Raw genomic sequence first — 17,203 nt, forward strand, 5'->3', positions numbered from 1 at the left:
CCCGTTTTTTGTATCGGGCTCATACTATAATTGCCCCGATCGAAGAAGCCGGCCGTTTCTATTATGGCTGATTGTAACAACGACCGGTGATTTCCGACTCATGCTCCGACAATTATGATGGTCGTTATTTGCGGCGTAACCGGTTCGGGTAAGACCAGCATTGCTTTGCAACTTGCTTATGAACTCGGCTGGCATTACATTGAGGGCGACGATTATCATCCTGTGGTCAACATTGAAAAAATGCGGCGCGGTATTCCGTTGTCCGACGCTGATCGCCGGCCTTGGCTTGATGCGCTTGCGCACGATTTAACTCGGTTTGCCAAATGCAGGCTATCGTTTGTCGCCACTTGTTCCGCGCTCAAACGTGATTATCGCGATCGCCTGCGTTCCACCGTTCCGGGTATTGTTTTCATTCAGTTGACCGTTGCTCCGGATATGCTGCGAAAACGCGTCGAAGCGCGCAGCAATCATTTTGCCGGTGCAAATCTCATAGATAGCCAGTTGATGACATTCGAAGCGCTGTCGGCTGATGAAGGTCTGATTATAGAGGCAACAGGAGAAATTGAAGACATAGTTACCGTCATCCGAACAAAACTCAACAATGAAGGCATGGAGGCCGACTAAACGACATGGGAATTGAAGCGTAGGCCGCGAAAATTGTCGGGTTGGTTAATGCCGGGTTATACTGCGTAATTACTGGATCATTCAAGCGGGCATATGGTCAAGTCAAAAAGGTATATCGCGCGGTTAATGGATCGTCACGCTTCCGTATATCCCGACAGTTTTTCCCTCTGACTCAAACCGGTAGTCGAATTGACGCAGTTATTCATTGTCCTATAAATACTTGCGTAATTAGTTAAAACGTGCATATGGACAGAGCGCAAATACGAAGACAAAAATGCAAACAAGCCGTCAAAGCCGTGCTTGAACGTAACGAGCCGGTATAGCTGGTGGATCGCGTCTTCAACATTCCTGTCCGAACGCTATTCGATTGGTTGCCAAGCATTAACTGAAAAAGTCGCCTGGGTCGCCCCAAGAAAGTCACGGGGGACGATCCTAAGTGGCTATACGATGCAGTCATCACGGCTAAGCCATTGAGTTGCATGTTTCCGTTTTGCCTGTGGACAAGCAAAACGATACGCGCCCTACTGGGAACGGATAGCGGTAACTTAAATACGCGCCTCAGTCAGTTGCCGGGCCGTGCGGAATCCGGCTCGAACAGTGTGATTTCGTCCAGTCAACTGGGATTGATGCGAAAAACCAGTTCATTGCCCTGTTGCGGAGTCCTGACTTTCAGGCCTGGTCAGAAAACAGGGCTGGTACAACCTTTGGCCAGTCTCTTGCCCATCGGTGAAAGTTGCGTTCAACCACTTGATAAATGGTCAGCGTAGCGGGTTCATCGTCAAGAAACTTGCGAGAAAAAATGCAGTCGTCACCGGCGCGAGCTATTCCGCTTATTCCTGAAAGCGTTGCATAAAAGATGAAAAACTGGGTGTGCACTGTCGCTTATTGACGGCGTATTTTATTCATGCCTGCGTCATAGGGTGGGGTGGGTTCCCGGCGTGTATCGTTACAACGCCGGGAGCAACGTCAGGACCTGTGTGACCGGTAAATGTTCCAGACAGTTGCGATGCCCTAGCGGACATTCCCGCTGGAAGCACGGGCTGCACTCGAGCCCTAAGCGGGCGATATGCGCCTTATCGGAAAGCGGCGGTGTATAGGCGGGATCGGACGAACCATACAGCGCGATAACCGGCACATCGACCGCTGCCGCCACGTGCATCAAGCCGGAATCGTTGGAAACGACGGCCCGCGCGCAGGCCATCAGGTCAACAACCTGTTCCAGCGTGGTGCGTCCCGCCAGGTCGATGCAGACATTGCCGGAATGCCGGTTGATGGCTTCGGTGACCACGCGGTCTTTCTCCGAGCCCAATAGCCAGATTTGCCAGCCTTCTGCGCGTTTTGCGCGCGCCAGTTCGGCGTAGTGCGCCTCGGGCCAGCGTTTTGCCGGGCCGTATTCCGCGCCAGGACAGAGTATCAGTACCGGGTGATCCAGCGCTAACTCCAGTTTTGCTAGAATCCGGCGCCGGCTGTCAGCGTTTACCTGTAAACAAGGGGAGGGCGCTTCGGTTTGAGCGCTGCCGGCACCAGGCTGCGTTGCAAGCGCGGCATAACGTTGCACAAGACGCGGCATTGCCCCCTTGTCCAGCCGCCGGATGTCGTTGAGCAGTCCGTAGCGCATTTCGCCGAGATAACCTCTGCGCTGCGCGACCCCGGCGAAATAAGGTGTCAGCGCCGACTTCCAGGAGTTGGGCAGCACGATAGCCAGATCGTATTTTTCAGCGCACAGTCGGCGCGCCAGGGCGTGACGGCCTGTCCAGTCGAAGCGGCCATGCGCAAACGGTGACGCGATAACGCGCCTCACCTCCGGCATTCTTGCCAAAATCCCGCCCGACCAGGCTGGCGCCAGCACATCAATGATTATACCGGGGTGCTGCTCGCGCAAACGCCGGTACAGACTCTGCGCCATGATCATGTCGCCGACCCAGGAAGGTCCGACTATCAAACATCGGGCTGAGTTCATATGGGACTGCCGGTAATAAGGCATCGACCGGACTTCATAGCGAGCAGCCGATGATTGAATATCGCTCCGAACGCATAGCGCAACGACGCCATTACCTGAGTCAGCTTGAATTGGAAACGCGCAAACGTTCGATGATGGCGCTGCTGCTGCGTCCGGGCACCATGTCTATCAACGCGATCTCCCCGCCCCATGATTTGACTTCAGAACCGCCTACCACTTGCTCTTCACGATAATCAGCGCCTTTCACCAGTACGTCAGGCCTTAACGCCTTTATCAGCAGCAGCGGCGTTTCTTCATCGAACAGCACAACGGCGTCGACTGCTTCCAGCGCCGCCAATACGCGCGCACGGTCGTTTTCGTGCACTACGGGACGGGAGGGTCCCTTCAGCGCGCTTACAGAACGATCGGTGTTCAGCCCCAGTACCAGACGGTCGCCCAATTTTCGCGCCTGTTCCAGGTAAGTCACATGCCCCGCATGCAATAGATCGAAGCAGCCGTTGGTAAACACGATGCGCTGTCCGGCTGCGCGCCATTGGCTTACCTTGTCGCGCACCGTGTTCAGGTTGCCGATTTTGCTGATCTGCAACATGGAATCTTCCAGCATCAGCTCGTTCAGTAATTCAAGCCGGGTTATTGGCACTGTTCCCAGTTTGCCAACCACGATACCGGCTGCGACATTGGCCAAATATAAAGCCTCTTCCCGCTCCAAACCGACAGCCAGTCCGGCTGCAAGGGTAGCGATGACTGTGTCGCCCGCCCCGGATACGTCGAACACCTGGCGCGCTACGGCCGGTAGATCGGTTACATGGCCGTCGGCAATTAGCGAGATGCCTTCTTCACTACGCGTTACCGCCAGAAAGTCGAGTTGCAGTCTCGATTGTAAAGCGGCTGCGGCTTCGAGCAGGTGCGCGCTGTCCAGCGGCGCAACACCGCATGCTTCCGCCGTCTCGCGTTTATTCGGCGTCAATGCGGTGGCCATGGCATATTTGCTGTAATCTGCGCCTTTCGGGTCGACCAGCACCGGAATATTCCTCCGTCTGGCCTCGGCAATAACCGCTTGGCACAATTGCGGCGACAACACGCCCTTGGCATAGTCGGATAGCACGATCACAGTCGGATTATCGTTAAATTGCCGTAGCGCGCAGGCGAGAAGAGCCTCGCCGTCGGCGGCGGCGTGAGGTTCGCGTCGCTCGCGATCCAAGCGCAGCATTTGCTGATGTCCGCCAAGCACTCGCGTTTTGACGATGGTGGGGTGCGTCGTCGACCGATGCAATCCTTCGGTTGAAATCCCCATTGCAGCGATGGCGCGCTCAAGTTTTGCGCCATCGTCGTCGTCGCCTATGCAGCCGATAAGCCGGGTGCGCATACAGAGGCCAGCAAGGTTGGCTGCGACATTTGCGGCTCCGCCTGCGCACTCCGTTTCGCGGCTCAACACCACCACCGGCACCGGCGCCTCCGGAGAGATACGCTCGACATCGCCGTGCAGATAGCGATCCAGCATCAAATCGCCTATTACCAGCGCCCATAGCGATGGGGCGGCAAAGCGCCGTATAGCCGCTTCCACCAGATGCATGCTCATCGACGCTGCAAATCGTCCAGCAGTTCGCACAGTATATGCCCGACCAGGATATGCCCCTCCTGAATACGCGCTGTATTAGCGGAAGGCACTTTCAATGTCAGCTCGCTGACTTCGGCGAGACGTCCGCCGCTTTCGCCGCTGAAACCGATAGTGCAGGCGCCCATCTCGCGGGCAAGCTGTATGGCTTTAATCACACTGGGGCTGTTGCCGGACGTGGTAATGCCGACTACCACGTCTTTGGCTTCGCACAACGCGTCGATCTGACGCGCAAAAATATGTTCGTAACCGTAGTCGTTGCCGATGGAGGTGAGTATGGATGTGTCGGTAGTCAGTGCAATGGCCGGCAAGCCTCGGCGCTCCCGGCGGAAACGTCCGACAAATTCCGCCGCGATATGCTGGCTGTCGGCGGCGCTGCCGCCGTTTCCCATCAATAAGAGTTTTCCCCCTTGATTCAGGCATAAGCGTATGCGATCCGCTATCTGCCTGATTACGGGAGTAAAGGCCTGTAGCCGGGTAATTACCGCTTGATGTTCGTTTAATGCGGTATCGATAATATCAGCGCTCATAATCAGCAATAGGGGTCCGGTTGCATCAGGTAGTTTTGCACATAATCACGCACCCCATCTTCCAGGGGCAGGAACGGATCGGTATATCCCGCCGCGCGCAGGCGATCAATGCGCGCTTCGGTAAAATATTGATACTTGCCTTCCAGATCCTCCGGCATATCTATCCAGGTAATATGCGGCTCACGCCCCGTGCCGGTCATGACCGCTGTGGCCAGATCGAGAAAGCTGCGCGCCTGTCCGGTGCCGATATTATAAATCCCGGAAACCCGCTCGTGTTCGATAAACCAGCATAATACCGCCGCAGCATCCTTGACGTGGATGAAATCGCGGCTTTGCATTCCGTCGGCTATCCCCTCGCGCCGGCTGCGGAAAAGCTTGACCGTGCCATTATCGCGAAACTGGTTGAAGCTGTGGAATGCCACGCTGGCCATGCGCTGCTTGTGATATTCGTTGGGGCCATAGACATTGAAAAACTTGAAACCGGCCCATTGCGGAGGGGCGTATCCGGCCTCGACCTGCCGCATGACCCATTGATCGAAAAAATGCTTGGAATAGCCATAGGCATTGAGCGGACGCAGATTTTCGATAGATGCATCGTCGTATCCCTGGTCGCCTGAACCGTAGGTTGCAGCCGAACTGGCGTAGAAGAATGGCACGCCTCTATCGGCGCACCAGCTCCACAGAAATTGCGAATGGCGGATATTGTGATCCAGTAAGCGGCCCCAGTCCTGTTCGGTAGTAGCGCTGATCGCGCCCATATGCACAATCGCGTTGACCTCGCCGGTGGCGTGTTCCAGCCAGCTGGGTAATTCATTTTTATCGAAATAGTTGGCGTAGCGCCTGTGGCACAAATTCTGCCATTGTTCGGGGTGCGTCATGCTGTCTACGATCACCAGATCGTCGCGTCCAAGGACGTTGAGCCGCCACGCGACCATGCTGCCTATCATGCCTCCACCGCCGGTAATTACGATCATGCGGTTACCTCTGTAGTGAGATTGCGTTTTCAACTATCGGCAAAAGCGCCGGTAATCCGTGCGGGAAAGATGAGTTCATAGGCCGGTAAGATAACGAAAGGCGCTGATCAGGTGCCAGCGCAGGTGTTTGATGCTGCGATGGCTGGCCCTGCGCGCGTCGTGTACTATCGACCATCCCGGCACCAGCAGCACCAGCCAGCCGGCGTGCTGCAAGCGCCGGCAAATATCGGCATCTTCCATATACATAAAAAAGCGTTCGTCAAACCCCTGAACTTCGGCAAAAGCTTCACGGCGAAATATAACAAATATGCCGGCCACCCAATCGACGGCAACCGGGCTCAAATTCGGGCAATAATCGAGTTTGCCGCGGAAACCGAATACGCTCCAGAATCCGAGTACGCGACGGATGAGCCGCAACACGGTAGGGAACCTGCGGGCATTATCTTCCTCTCCCCCTTGCGGCGACAACACGGTCGGCGCGCAGGCGCCAATGTTGCTGTCAGCAAAAGAGGCCAGTAAAGCGCCCGGATCAGACAGCGGCAAACGCACGTCCGGATTGACAATCGCAAAATAGCGGCCCTGAGCCAGCGCAAATGCCGCATTATGATTCGCGCCGAAGCCCTTGGGCGTATGGTTTCTCACTACACGCAACGGCAAATCGGTCAGTTCCGACAGAAAATCGTCCCTTTCCGGCAGGTTCAAAGTCAAAATAATCTCAAAATCCGTTATCTGCAGCGCACGCATATCTGTAAGCAAGCGCCGAACCAGGTCGCCTTGTTCGTGACTGATTATCGAGAATGAAATAAACACGGCAACTCTTCAGCTCACAGGGTCTGTATTGGGTAATATGTCATTAAGCTTAACCATTCGTGATAATAACCGAGTCATCAGCGCCATGCATTTAATAGTATGAATACGCCCGCTCCGGCGGCAAACGCAGCAATCTGCTTCAGCTCTTCCAGCGGCAATAAGGCGCCTGCGGCATCGCCATGCGCCAGCACCGCAGCAGAGACGATCAGCGCGCCACCCGTCAGGCCGCTTACGGAACTGCGCCGGTTACGGCGCAGTTCCGTGGATAAGGTATCCAGGCTACGGTTGTTGTGACGGGTTTCCGCATGGCTATTGTTCGCTACGTGCGTCAGGGCATGATGAATCAATCCGGGTACTTCCGGCCATTGCTGCGCCCATTCCGGCAAATGCCCGCGTACTTTATGGTAGACCGCCTGAGGCCCCACCTGCGCCTTGAACCAGTTTTCCAGAAACGGCTTCGCGGTTTTCCAAAGATCGAGCTCGGGGTAAAGGTCGCGCCCGAGTCCTTCGATATTCAACAATGTTTTCTGTAACAGCACCAACTGCGGTTGCACTTCCATATCAAAACGCCGGGCGACCTGAAACAGTCGTAACAGCAAATGACCGTAGGATATTTCCTTTAGCGGCTTTTCAAAAATCGGTTCGCAAACGCTGCGGATCGCGGATTCGAATTCTTCGACGCGCGTGCTCGGCGGCACCCATCCCGATTCGATATGCATTTCCGCTACCCGGCGATAATCGCGATTGAAAAAAGCGCGGAAATTTTCGGCCACGTAATGCTGATCCTGACGCGAAATACTACCGACGATACCGAAATCTATCGCGATGTATTTAGACCCCGGAGCAACGAAAATGTTCCCCGGATGCATGTCTGCATGGAAAAAATTATCGCGAAAAACCTGGGTAAAAAATATCTCGACTCCGCGTTCGGCCAAAAGCTTCAAGTTTACCCCTTCACGTTTCAGCTGTGCGACATCGCCGACCGGAATACCGCTGACGCGCTCCATGACCATGATCGGTTGGCGCGTATATTCCCAGTGCACCTTGGGGATATAGAGCATCTCGGAGTCGATAAAGCGCCGGCGGATTTCGGATGCGTTGGCCGCCTCGCGCACCATGTCCAGCTCATCCAGCAGGGTTTTCTCGAATTCGGCCACTACCTCGACCGGCCGCAGACGCTTCGCGTCCGGCCAAAAACGCCAGGCCAGGCCAGCCAGCTCATAGAGCACGCCGATGTCGGAACGGATGCGCTTCTCCACGCCGGGCCGCAGCACCTTGACGACTACCTCCGAACCGTCGCTCAGGCGAGCGGCATGCACCTGCGCGATGGATGCCGACGCCAGCGCCGTTTCTTCGAACGCCTGAAATATTTCGAGTACCGGCTTGCCCAGCGCCTGCTCGATTATCCTGCGCGCATCTTCGCCGGGAAAAGGCGGTACGCGATCCTGCAGTTTGACCAATTCGGAGGCAATATCTTCCGGCAGCAGGTCGCGTCGCGTAGACAGGGTCTGCCCGAATTTGACGAAAATCGGACCCAGCTCTTCCAAAGCCTGCCGGATCCTGACGCCGCGCGCCTCCTGCCGTCCGCGCCGCCAGTATCCGGGCGTCAACGCGGCAAGAAACTGTATCGGAGCCGATAATCGCGTGGAAAACAGCATTTCGTCCAGCCCGTGCCGGATCAACACTCTCTGAATATGTAACAAACGGGCAAGTACTCTCGGACGCATCAGTTCATTTTCCGTAAACTATGATTGGAGTTTGGTTGGCTCGAACCGTGTTGCCTGCATGGCTTGCCGCTATTCGGTCGAAAGGGACGTTGCCCTGCAGCCATTCATAGGCGTTTGGGCTGCGCTCCGCACTTCGCGCGTCTCTGTTTATCCATACGAATTTATCCCACATTCCCTGCCGGAACGGCGAGCATGTTTTTTTTCGGAATAGGCCGGCTTTCATGCGCATCAAACTGCCGCGTCCGTTGTGCTGGAGTAGCGCGCATTCTTTCGTGCCTGTAATTGCTGTATGCGTGCTTCCAGCCGTTCCACATCGGCGCGTAACTCATCGACCTGCGCACAATACACTTCCATTTCGCCGGAAGACGGTAAATGGCGGCTTTCTTCCTGCAGGTATTCCCCGACATCCACATGCATTGTGGATAACGCATCCCTCGCCCAGGCTTTGCCGGAACGCAGGCTTTCGAACAGGCTTTCGGACAGACTCCGCCCAACCAGATCCGAAGACTGCCTTTCCCAATCGATCTCCAGTTGGGATAACAGCGATTGCAGGCGTTTGGCGGTATCGGCATTGCCAGAAATTCTGATATCGCCGGAAAACAGGATTTCCGGGGCGGAGGGATTCAGCATCATGCGCATGAACGCCATCGGTGAGCCGCTGATCACCGCATCGGGTTCGCAGGCAAGCTTATCGTAAAAGCTCAGGCCGGTCAGTGTCGGACATACTGACACCGACGGCCCCAGTGGGGCGAGTTCGAGTCTGATGATCTTGCCGGCAATCGGCGTCAAGTATTTTATATTTTCGGGATTACGCGCCAGCAGACGCGCCGCCGCGTCTTCCACCAGCGCCCAGAACCCCTGCGGCAATGTAATAGGCGAGGCGTCCTTTTCCATAAATCAGAGTTTATAGCCGCGATGAACCGCTACAACGCCATGGGTCAGATTGAAATACTCGCATCGTTCGAAACCGGCGGTCGCCATCATCTGCTTCAGAGTTTCCTGATTGGGGTGCATGCGGATGGATTCCGCAAGATAGCGGTAGCTTTCAGCATCGTTGGCTACCAGCTTTCCCATCAGCGGCAAGAACTTGAAGGAGTAAAAGTCATAGGTTTTTTTCAGAAGGGAACCCTGCACTTCGGAAAATTCGAGAATAATCGCCCGCCCGCCCGGCTTCAGCACATTGAAAATGGAACGTAATGCTTCCTCCTTATGCGTCACATTACGTAATCCGAACGCGATGCAGACGCAATCGAACTGATTATCGGCGAACGGCAGCTTTTCCGCATCGATCTGGGCATATTGCACGTTGCCGCTTATGCCCTGATCCAGTAGCCTGTCGCGTCCGCGGCTGAGCATGGCGGCATTGATATCGGACAACACCACCTGCCCGGCGTCTCCGACGCGTTTTTGAAACAGCAGCGTCATATCCCCGGTTCCACCTGCAAGATCAAGTACTTTTTCGCCGTAACGAACATGACTCAATTGCAGCGCGATACGCTTCCATATGCGATGTATGCCCATGGACATCAGGTCGTTCATTACATCGTATTTGTTCGCTACGGAATCGAATACGTTTTTTACCAGCTTCGCCTTGTCTTCCGCAGCTACTTCGCGGAAACCGAAATGTGTTTTGTCTTCAGCCATGCAGTAATCTCGTTATTAGTGTGTTCGGCATCCCGGCTTTACGCCTGTTGACGCTCATATCCCGCTTCTTTCAGCTTGTGCAGATACTCGCCCCAGCGTTCGCGCTGATGGACGCAAAGATCATAAAGCGTTTCCCAGGTATAAATCCCGGTATTGTGTCCGTCGCTGAAGGTTGGGCAAATTCCATAACCGCCTACCGGCCGAATTGCGTTAATACTGACCTGTTCCTTGCCTGTCTGCAATACTTCCTGTCCCGGACCGTGTCCGCACACTTCCGCGGAGGGCGAGTAAACGCGCAAATATTCACACGGTAATTGAAAAATCCTGCCGTCATCGTAGACCAGCTCGAGCGTACGCCGGATTTGATGCAGCTTGATTTCCAATGGCGCCGGCGCAGTCATAAGCGTCACAGAATATAGCGGCTCAGGTCTTCGTCCTGCGCCAGTTCGTTGAGATAGCGATTAACGTATTCGGCATCAATCACCACTTTTTCACCGGCATGATCGACCGCTTCGAACGACAGTGTTTCCAGCAAGCGCTCGAGTACCGTATGCAGACGGCGCGCGCCGATATTTTCAGTGCGTTCGTTCACTTCAAATCCGATTTCGGCGATACGCCGCACGCCTTCCTCGCTGAACGCCAGTTCCACGCCTTCGGTTGCCATCAGTGCAACGTACTGTTCGGTTAGCGATGAGTCCGGTTCGGTCAGAATACGCACGAAATCGTCGGCCAGCAATGCTTCGAGCTCCACGCGTATCGGGAAGCGTCCCTGCATTTCGGGGATCAGATCCGAAGGCTTGGACAAATGAAACGCGCCGGAAGCGATAAAAAGGATATGGTCGGTGCGTATCATGCCGAACTTGGTGCTGACGGTGCAGCCTTCGACCAGCGGCAACAGATCACGCTGTACGCCTTCGCGCGAAATATCCGGCCCGCCGTAATCGGAGCGCTTGCAGATCTTGTCGATCTCATCGATAAATACGATGCCGTTCTGCTCGACCGAAACCACCGCGCGCTGCTTGATATCGTCTTCATCAACCAGGCGCGCCGCTTCTTCTTCGCGCAACGCCTTCAGCGCATCTTTTACGCGCAGTTTGCGGGTCTGGCGTTTGGCGTTGCCCATGTTCTGCAGCAGGCTTTGCAACTGGCTGCTCATTTCTTCCATACCCGGCGGCGCCATGATTTCGACGCCGACAGCGGCGGCTTGCAGCTCGATTTCGATTTCCTTGTCGTCCAGTTCGCCATCACGCAGTTTACGGCGAAACTTCTGGCGCGTACCGGATTCGACATCCGCTTCCGCCCAGGTATCGCTGCCCGGCAACAATGCGTTCAATACCGTTTCTTCGGCCGCCGCTACGGCAGCCGATTGTACGCGCAGCATTTCCGCCTGACGCAACTGCTTGACGGCCACATCGATCAAGTCGCGGATAATGGATTCGACATCGCGTCCGACATAACCGACTTCTGTGAACTTGGTCGCCTCCACCTTGATAAAGGGTGCTTGCGCCAGACGCGCCAGACGGCGTGCGATTTCGGTTTTACCAACGCCGGTAGGACCTATCATCAAAATATTTTTCGGCGTGATTTCCTCGCGTAGCCCAGGTTCCACCTGTCCGCGTCTCCAGCGATTGCGCAATGCGATCGCAACCGCACGTTTGGCGGCGGACTGGCCGACGATGTGCTTGTCGAGCTCCTGGACTATTTCTTTTGGCGTCATCTGTGTCATGGGGGTCGGTTAACTTGTGGTCTGAGCGAGGTCTGTGTCCAGTTCTTCTATGGTCAGACTGTGATTGGTATAAATACAAATATCTGCGGCGATATGCAGGGCCTTCTCGACTATTTCGCTGGCTGTCAGCGTGGAGTTTTCCAGCAGCGCGCGCGCCGCCGACTGTGCAAAAGGGCCGCCGGAGCCAATGGCAATCAAGCCGTTTTCCGGTTCGATTACGTCTCCGGTGCCCGAAATAATCAGCGACGACTTGCTGTCGGCAACCGCCAGTAATGCCTCCAGCCGGCGTAACGCGCGATCTGTGCGCCAATCCTTGACCAGTTCCACCGCTGCGCGCGTCAAGTTTCCGCGCTGCTTTTCCAACTGCCCTTCGAAACGTTCGAACAGCGTAAAAGCATCGGCGGTCGCGCCGGCAAACCCGGCGATTACCTGTCCATGATAAAGCCTGCGCACCTTGCGCGCATTTCCCTTCATCACCGTGTTGCCCAGTGTAACCTGACCGTCGCCGCCGATAACGACGCTATTGCCCCGGCGTACCGAGACGATGGTTGTACCGTGAAATGTTTCCACACAAAACTCGCGTCTAAAAGGAGTGAAATTCTACACAATTTTCCGCAACAAATCCGTTCTTTGTTAATTCATGCGCTTGTTCAATTGTTGCGCAATTGCTGTAATGTTCATGTAGGGTGCGACACCGATCTGTAGCCAACCCAGAAAGCGAAGTCATGAACCAGCACAAGTTTATCCACGATATCCCGAATACACGCAAGCCGCGTGACGGAAAACCCGGGTTCGCACTCATCGTGATTGTCGGATTGATCACTGCCGGTTTGGTTTATTTGAAAACGCAAAGAGATTATCAGCAGGCGCTGCAAAACTACCGTAATTTGTCGAAGATAGAGCGATTCAAATAGCGCGGCAGTTTGGCGGTCGTCAGAGAAATTTGACCGGAGAGAATTTTTGGGCGCGTGGGTATTTTGTTTCGACGGTAGGTTTAGACGAAGCGACGGTGAGGGCCTATATTCGTAAGCAGGAGCAAGATGATGAACGTTATGAGCAGATGAGGTTAGGGGGTTATAGGTACAGCCGCCTTGGGCGACTCATGATTTTCTAGCGCTTTTGAGGCGCTCACCTAATAAGCCCCCGGTTTTGCCGGGGGTAATTTAACTGGTCATGGGTGGAATAGAGGCGTTCGTCGGCGATGGTGCGCTGAAGGAAAAGCCGGAGCGGGTCGTCGGTTTGTTTTACCGTTACAATCTCACCAGCTCGCTATGGATCAGCGCCGACTACCGGTTTATTGGAAATCCCGGCTACAACGCCAACCGCGGCCCGGTCAATATTTTCAGCGTACGCGCGCACGCAGAGTTTTAAGACGGCTATTTAAATCCTTTGGCTAATTTATCCAGCAGGTTGCGGCGCCGTATTTTGAAGCGAATCCAGTGTTCCAGCCGGTCGATAAGGCTGCGCCCGATGTAGCGCCGCCGCACCAGATATTCTTCTTCCATGGCTGCCAGGCGGTTGCTGGTCGGCAGACCGCCTTCATGCACGCGCAACGCGGCCAGCGGCGGTTCGTCGATTACAGCAGGGTCGCCTCGTAGCGCCAGTTTGAGCCATAGATCATAGCCTTGTGCAAATTTTAGGGATTCGTCGAATCCGCCTGCCTGCTCCATCCAGTCGCGCCGGACAAAGATGGCCGGATGAGGAATAAAGTTTTCACGCAGCAGGCCTTTGCGGGAGTAAGGGAGAGCGGTAACGCCGTCCGCCAATTGCCGTCCGCCGATATCGTATACGATACGTCCGAATGCCCAGCCGGTAGCGTCCGAAAATGAGCCTGCTACGCGGCTGAGCGCGTCAGGCGCAAGATAATAATGATCATAGCGCAGATGAGCGACCACATCGCCGCTGGCTACGCGGCCGCCTTCGTTCATGGCGTGCGCAACGCCACCGCGTATGTTATGCAGGACATGCACTTCGCGAGGGATGGCCGCGATGCGCTCGAGCGTGCCGTCAGTCGAACCGCCATCCACAAAAATGTATTCTATTTCCGGGTAATCCTGTGCAAGCACCGATGCTATGGATTGCTCGAGATAAGATTCGCTGTTCCATGTACAGGTAATGATGGATATTTTCATTGCGAATCAACTATGTTAGACGCCATGCGCGATAGTGCGCATGGTGGGGCCGAGCCGCCGTCATATATGGCGGCGCCCGGTGTTAAAGCGTTTTCATGATCTGACATCTCGATAACTTCCATGAGCTGCTTTGCGCTAAGCATAGTTGTTTATTGAATAAGTCGCTTCGAATAAAAGCCGGTAACTATTCAGCTACGGGCATTGGATCTGGGGCGAAGGCTGTCGAGACACGCCGTAATCCTTGCCTTCGACTATGCTCAGGACACGCCTGTCATAGTCGGTTTCGCCATAATTTCCCCCAGCCCTTAACCCAGCGTCAAACTCGATGATACTGAGTCGTTACAAAGATCGTAATTATTCTGTGACCGGTTTTGGGGCTGCGGAACAAGCCGTCTTTCCCTGAATGCGGTTTTTCCGGAAACCTTTCCTGATGGGACGCAGCGTTGGTAAATCGGCAAACTTTTAACGGCACTGGCCTCTTCAAATGCAGGGTCTTACTTCCGCGCAGCCTGATGGTACGCAATAACTTCATGAATAAATGGTCATATTATGTGTAATATTTTCGGTAGATTCAAGGCGAAGCAGGACGCGGTTACCGCGCTAATTTAAATGCATGTACGGTTTCGGCCAGAACATTACTCTGTTCTTCCAGGCTTTCGGCTGCTGCCGTTGCTTGTTCGACCAGCGCTGCGTTTTGCTGAGTCGCTTCATCCATTAACGAAATAGCGTGATTGACTTGCTCAATACCGGATGATTGTTCGCGGCTGGCCGCGGTTATCTTGCCCATAATATCGGTTACATATTTAATCGAATCCACTATCTCGTCCATGGTCGAACCAGCCTCATTGACCAGTTTGGATCCTGATTCCACCTTGCCGACCGATTCATCGATCAGCGCCTTGATTTCGCGCGCGGCAGTGGCGCTGCGTTGCGCCAGACTCCTGACTTCGCTGGCGACGACCGCGAATCCGCGCCCCTGTTCGCCGGCACGCGCCGCTTCCACCGCCGCATTGAGCGCCAGAATGTTGGTCTGAAAGGCAATGCCGTCGATGATGCCGATGATGTCGGCGATTTTCTTTGATGAGCTGGAAATTTCATCCATGGTCGCCACCGCCTGCTTGACGATAACCCCGCCCTTGACGGCGACATCCGATGCACCCGCCGCCAGCCGATTGGCCTGTTCCGCGTTATCGGCATTTTGTTTTACCGTGCCGGTCAGCTGCTCCATTGAGGCTGCTGTTTCCTCCAGGCTGGCCGCCTGCTGCTCGGTGCGGCCGGAAAGATCGTTATTGCCTACCGCAATTTCTTTGGATGCGGAATGAATGGACTCGGTCGCATCGCGAATCTGGTTGATAATTGCGGTAAGCTTTTCCGTCGTTTTGTTCAAGTCATTTTTCAATAGGCCGAACATTCCCGAGTATTCCCTGGATATTTGTTTGGTCAGGTCGCCATTTCCCATGGCTTCAAGCACATGCATGACTTCCTGTACCGGACCGATGACGATATCCAGGGTCGCGTTGACGCCTTCGATAATTTTGCGGAAGTTTCCGTGGTGTCTACTCGCGTCGGCGCGTGTTTCGAGGCGCCCTTCTATGGCCGCCTGCGACAGTTTGCGGGTATCTGCCAATAGCGTGTCGATTGCGTCGATAGCGATGTTGAGGTTGTTCTTTATGTTATTGAAATCACCGTTATATTGGGCGGTAATTTTGGGAGGGATATCGCCATGTGCGATTCTGTTCACGTAATCGGCGGCTACGTCCAGCGGCCCGATGACTGCATCAAGGGTTTCGTTGACGCCATCAATCACCTTGCGGAAATCCCCCCGGTGTTTTTCCGCATCAGCGCGTGTGGATAATTTGCCTTCCACTGCGGCACTCGAAAGCAGTTTTGCATCGGCAATCAAGGCTTGCACCGAAGTGACGGCGGCGTTCAGTCCGTTTTTGAGCTGATTGAATTCAGGGTCATATTGATCGCGGTTGATGGGCGGCATCTCGCCGCGCTCCAGCTTGTCCATCGCTTCGGTCATAATGCCGACCGGTCGCAGGATGCTGCGCACAACAGACCAGCCGAACATCAGGAATACCGAGAACATCGCCAATACCGCGCCGCGCATTGTGTATTCCGTGACTTGCAGCGTATGAATGCGTTTATCCAGACTGACGACCAGCGCGTCCAAGAGTTTTGCCGTAAATACAAACTGCTGATCTATGGTTGCCGTCAGTCTCTCGTAATATTCATCGCTCGAAATTTCCGGTGTTTCACTATGAACAATTTTTTCCTGTACAAGTGCGATGGTAGCACGACCGCTCGCAAGCAAGTCTTTTATTTCAGTTTTCAATGCATGGTCTTCGGCGGCTTTCTGCAGGTTTTCCTCGATCAAAGCCAGGTTTTTCGATGCATCTTCCGCCTTAATACGTATTTGCATGCGATTTTCAGGCGGAATATTTTTTTGCGTGAGGACCATGCTTCCCAGTGCGCGCAATTGACCGAGCACTTCAGTCGATTGCGGCATGCGATGGAGGCCGGACAGCATCAGGTAATAAGAATCCACGTTGGGGTCCAGCGATAGTCCCGAATCATCTGCCAGCTTGCGGTTGAATTTGAAAACCGCTTCGATCAGTTCACTGTGGCGTGCGAAACTTTCCTTAGGGGAAAGGCCGGCTGCTGCCGTAGCCAGTTTTTCCCAATCTCCCCGTAAGGTTTTCCAGGTGCTGGTCATTTCCAGAACGGAAAGCTTTGCGTCGGTGGCATCAATTACCTTGATTTGTTGATTAATTTGCTCCCGCTTGCTTTCCCATTTATCGATTGAGGCTTTGCCGCCCGACAAGGCTATCGCTGAAAGCCCTCGGTGCTGTTGCAGTAACTGCATCAGTTGAATGGTGTCGCGCGCGTATTCCACGCCCAGTTTTTCCTTTTCCGCAAATGCGATCTCGCCGCTCGATCGCAACGAGAGCATCCACTGCGGCGCAGCAAAATTCAAGACTGACAAGACCGCTAATATGACGAACTTTTGCGACAGCTTCAGATTTTTCCGCGAGAACATGTTAAAGACCTCTGTTTTGGGTGGCATGGAAGCGGAACTTCGTTTCTCTGTACCGGGGCTGGTCGACTTTACAGCAATGCACGGATTTTATTCTACCGTTAAGTTCAAGCAAAATCTTGTGTTGTCGACGAAAGATCAAGCACACCTCGGGGCGGTTGATCATCGCGGAAGTAGAAAAGATAAGGGGTCCACGAAAGGCACAAAAATTGGCTGGGGATTGTTGTACAGAGAAGACGCATATGCTGAACTGCAGGGGGCAATTCCGTTAAGTTACGCGAGGTAAAGCAGTTCGCGGTGAGCCCTTCGACTTTCTTCGGCTACGCTCAGGGCAAGCCGCTCAGGAGAGCCTTGTCGAACCGCGAATGGCTTCATCGTCTGTTTTTCCGTTCGCCCTTCGACAAGCTCAGGACGAACGGAA

17 protein-coding genes and 1 pseudogene are annotated in these 17,203 nt (G+C 54.4%); 5 read left to right on the top strand and 13 right to left on the bottom strand.

Annotated elements, in window-relative coordinates:
- Positions 1 to 114: 114 nt before the first annotated feature.
- Entirely contained in the window at positions 115 to 624 is a 510-nt protein-coding gene (locus tag F6R98_RS03550) for a gluconokinase (protein ID WP_153247797.1), read from the top strand.
- 946 nt (positions 625 to 1,570) lie between these two features.
- Here F6R98_RS03550 and waaF read toward each other — a convergent pair.
- From waaF to hslV, 11 genes are all read right to left on the bottom strand, one after another.
- Positions 1,571 to 2,584, bottom strand: coding sequence for a lipopolysaccharide heptosyltransferase II (waaF, locus tag F6R98_RS03555; protein WP_153247798.1), 1,014 nt, complete (start codon positions 2,582 to 2,584; stop codon positions 1,571 to 1,573).
- A 100-nt stretch (positions 2,585 to 2,684) separates the two neighbouring features.
- A complete protein-coding gene (rfaE1, locus tag F6R98_RS03560) occupies positions 2,685 to 4,163 on the bottom strand; it encodes a D-glycero-beta-D-manno-heptose-7-phosphate kinase (protein WP_153247799.1) in 1,479 nt (492 codons plus the stop codon).
- Positions 4,160 to 4,729 (bottom strand): D-sedoheptulose 7-phosphate isomerase, encoded by a 570-nt coding sequence (locus tag F6R98_RS03565; RefSeq protein WP_153247800.1) that lies wholly within the window; start codon positions 4,727 to 4,729, stop codon positions 4,160 to 4,162. The genes rfaE1 and F6R98_RS03565 overlap by 4 nt, the downstream gene beginning before the upstream one ends.
- A gap of 2 nt (positions 4,730 to 4,731) precedes the next feature.
- Entirely contained in the window at positions 4,732 to 5,703 is a 972-nt protein-coding gene (gene rfaD, locus F6R98_RS03570; protein ID WP_153247801.1) for an ADP-glyceromanno-heptose 6-epimerase, read from the bottom strand.
- A gap of 75 nt (positions 5,704 to 5,778) precedes the next feature.
- Positions 5,779 to 6,513 carry a glycosyltransferase gene (locus F6R98_RS03575; RefSeq protein ID WP_153247802.1) on the bottom strand — a complete coding sequence of 245 codons (735 nt, stop codon included), beginning with the start codon at positions 6,511 to 6,513 and terminating at the stop codon, positions 5,779 to 5,781.
- 77 nt (positions 6,514 to 6,590) lie between these two features.
- Positions 6,591 to 8,243: a ubiquinone biosynthesis regulatory protein kinase UbiB gene (gene ubiB / locus F6R98_RS03580; protein WP_153247803.1), complete on the bottom strand. Its 1,653-nt coding sequence runs from the start codon at positions 8,241 to 8,243 to the stop codon at positions 6,591 to 6,593.
- A gap of 225 nt (positions 8,244 to 8,468) precedes the next feature.
- Positions 8,469 to 9,134, bottom strand: coding sequence for a ubiquinone biosynthesis accessory factor UbiJ (locus F6R98_RS03585; RefSeq protein ID WP_153247804.1), 666 nt, complete (start codon positions 9,132 to 9,134; stop codon positions 8,469 to 8,471).
- A 3-nt stretch (positions 9,135 to 9,137) separates the two neighbouring features.
- Complete coding sequence (gene ubiE / locus F6R98_RS03590) at positions 9,138 to 9,884, bottom strand: bifunctional demethylmenaquinone methyltransferase/2-methoxy-6-polyprenyl-1,4-benzoquinol methylase UbiE (protein WP_153247805.1); 747 nt, start codon at positions 9,882 to 9,884, stop codon at positions 9,138 to 9,140.
- Positions 9,885 to 9,922: 38 nt separating this feature from the next.
- Positions 9,923 to 10,285 carry a gamma-butyrobetaine hydroxylase-like domain-containing protein gene (locus F6R98_RS03595; RefSeq protein ID WP_153250890.1) on the bottom strand — a complete coding sequence of 121 codons (363 nt, stop codon included), beginning with the start codon at positions 10,283 to 10,285 and terminating at the stop codon, positions 9,923 to 9,925.
- Positions 10,286 to 10,290: 5 nt separating this feature from the next.
- Positions 10,291 to 11,610: an ATP-dependent protease ATPase subunit HslU gene (gene hslU, locus F6R98_RS03600; protein ID WP_153247806.1), complete on the bottom strand. Its 1,320-nt coding sequence runs from the start codon at positions 11,608 to 11,610 to the stop codon at positions 10,291 to 10,293.
- A 9-nt stretch (positions 11,611 to 11,619) separates the two neighbouring features.
- Entirely contained in the window at positions 11,620 to 12,180 is a 561-nt protein-coding gene (gene hslV / locus F6R98_RS03605; protein WP_153247807.1) for an ATP-dependent protease subunit HslV, read from the bottom strand.
- 155 nt (positions 12,181 to 12,335) lie between these two features.
- On the opposite strand from hslV, the gene F6R98_RS03610 reads away from it, so the two are divergent.
- The 3 genes and pseudogenes from F6R98_RS03610 to F6R98_RS03620 all read left to right on the top strand — a co-directional run bounded on the left by F6R98_RS03610 (position 12,336) and on the right by F6R98_RS03620 (position 12,981).
- Entirely contained in the window at positions 12,336 to 12,524 is a 189-nt protein-coding gene (locus F6R98_RS03610) for a hypothetical protein (RefSeq protein ID WP_153247808.1), read from the top strand.
- A pseudogene (locus F6R98_RS03615) lies at positions 12,512 to 12,724 on the top strand (transposase); the annotation flags it as partial. The gene F6R98_RS03610 and the pseudogene F6R98_RS03615, both read left to right, overlap by 13 nt.
- Positions 12,725 to 12,783: 59 nt before the next feature.
- Positions 12,784 to 12,981 carry a carbohydrate porin gene (locus F6R98_RS03620; RefSeq protein WP_153247809.1) on the top strand — a complete coding sequence of 66 codons (198 nt, stop codon included), beginning with the start codon at positions 12,784 to 12,786 and terminating at the stop codon, positions 12,979 to 12,981.
- A 5-nt stretch (positions 12,982 to 12,986) separates the two neighbouring features.
- Here the strand turns inward: F6R98_RS03620 and F6R98_RS03625 are convergent, their stop codons facing one another.
- Positions 12,987 to 13,742 (bottom strand): glycosyltransferase, encoded by a 756-nt coding sequence (locus F6R98_RS03625; protein ID WP_153247810.1) that lies wholly within the window; start codon positions 13,740 to 13,742, stop codon positions 12,987 to 12,989.
- Between the two features lie 592 nt (positions 13,743 to 14,334).
- A complete protein-coding gene (locus F6R98_RS21835; protein WP_228125071.1) occupies positions 14,335 to 16,731 on the bottom strand; it encodes a methyl-accepting chemotaxis protein in 2,397 nt (798 codons plus the stop codon).
- 10 nt (positions 16,732 to 16,741) lie between these two features.
- Here F6R98_RS21835 and F6R98_RS21485 point away from each other — a divergent pair, with 10 nt between their 5' ends.
- Positions 16,742 to 17,068, top strand: a complete 327-nt coding sequence (locus F6R98_RS21485; RefSeq protein ID WP_194270116.1) for a hypothetical protein — start codon at positions 16,742 to 16,744, stop codon at positions 17,066 to 17,068.
- Positions 17,069 to 17,203: the final 135 nt, after the last annotated feature.

The organism is Candidatus Methylospira mobilis (assembly GCF_009498235.1).
Taxonomy (GTDB): Bacteria; Pseudomonadota; Gammaproteobacteria; order Methylococcales; family Methylococcaceae; genus Methylospira; species Methylospira mobilis.

What these genes read in the sequence shown, in the direction of transcription:
- F6R98_RS03550 (WP_153247797.1), top strand. Translation starts at nt 115, where the DNA reads ATGATGGTCGTTATTTGCGGCGTAACCGGTTCGGGTAAGACCAGCATT.
- waaF (WP_153247798.1), bottom strand. Translation starts at nt 2,584, where the DNA reads ATGAACTCAGCCCGATGTTTGATAGTCGGACCTTCCTGGGTCGGCGAC.
- rfaE1 (WP_153247799.1), bottom strand. Translation starts at nt 4,163, where the DNA reads ATGAGCATGCATCTGGTGGAAGCGGCTATACGGCGCTTTGCCGCCCCA.
- F6R98_RS03565 (WP_153247800.1), bottom strand. Translation starts at nt 4,729, where the DNA reads ATGAGCGCTGATATTATCGATACCGCATTAAACGAACATCAAGCGGTA.
- rfaD (WP_153247801.1), bottom strand. Translation starts at nt 5,703, where the DNA reads ATGATCGTAATTACCGGCGGTGGAGGCATGATAGGCAGCATGGTCGCG.
- F6R98_RS03585 (WP_153247804.1), bottom strand. Translation starts at nt 9,134, where the DNA reads ATGGAAAAGGACGCCTCGCCTATTACATTGCCGCAGGGGTTCTGGGCG.
- ubiE (WP_153247805.1), bottom strand. Translation starts at nt 9,884, where the DNA reads ATGGCTGAAGACAAAACACATTTCGGTTTCCGCGAAGTAGCTGCGGAA.
- F6R98_RS03595 (WP_153250890.1), bottom strand. Translation starts at nt 10,285, where the DNA reads ATGACTGCGCCGGCGCCATTGGAAATCAAGCTGCATCAAATCCGGCGT.
- hslU (WP_153247806.1), bottom strand. Translation starts at nt 11,610, where the DNA reads ATGACACAGATGACGCCAAAAGAAATAGTCCAGGAGCTCGACAAGCAC.
- F6R98_RS03610 (WP_153247808.1), top strand. Translation starts at nt 12,336, where the DNA reads ATGAACCAGCACAAGTTTATCCACGATATCCCGAATACACGCAAGCCG.
- F6R98_RS03620 (WP_153247809.1), top strand. Translation starts at nt 12,784, where the DNA reads ATGGGTGGAATAGAGGCGTTCGTCGGCGATGGTGCGCTGAAGGAAAAG.
- F6R98_RS03625 (WP_153247810.1), bottom strand. Translation starts at nt 13,742, where the DNA reads ATGAAAATATCCATCATTACCTGTACATGGAACAGCGAATCTTATCTC.
- F6R98_RS21485 (WP_194270116.1), top strand. Translation starts at nt 16,742, where the DNA reads ATGACGAACTTTTGCGACAGCTTCAGATTTTTCCGCGAGAACATGTTA.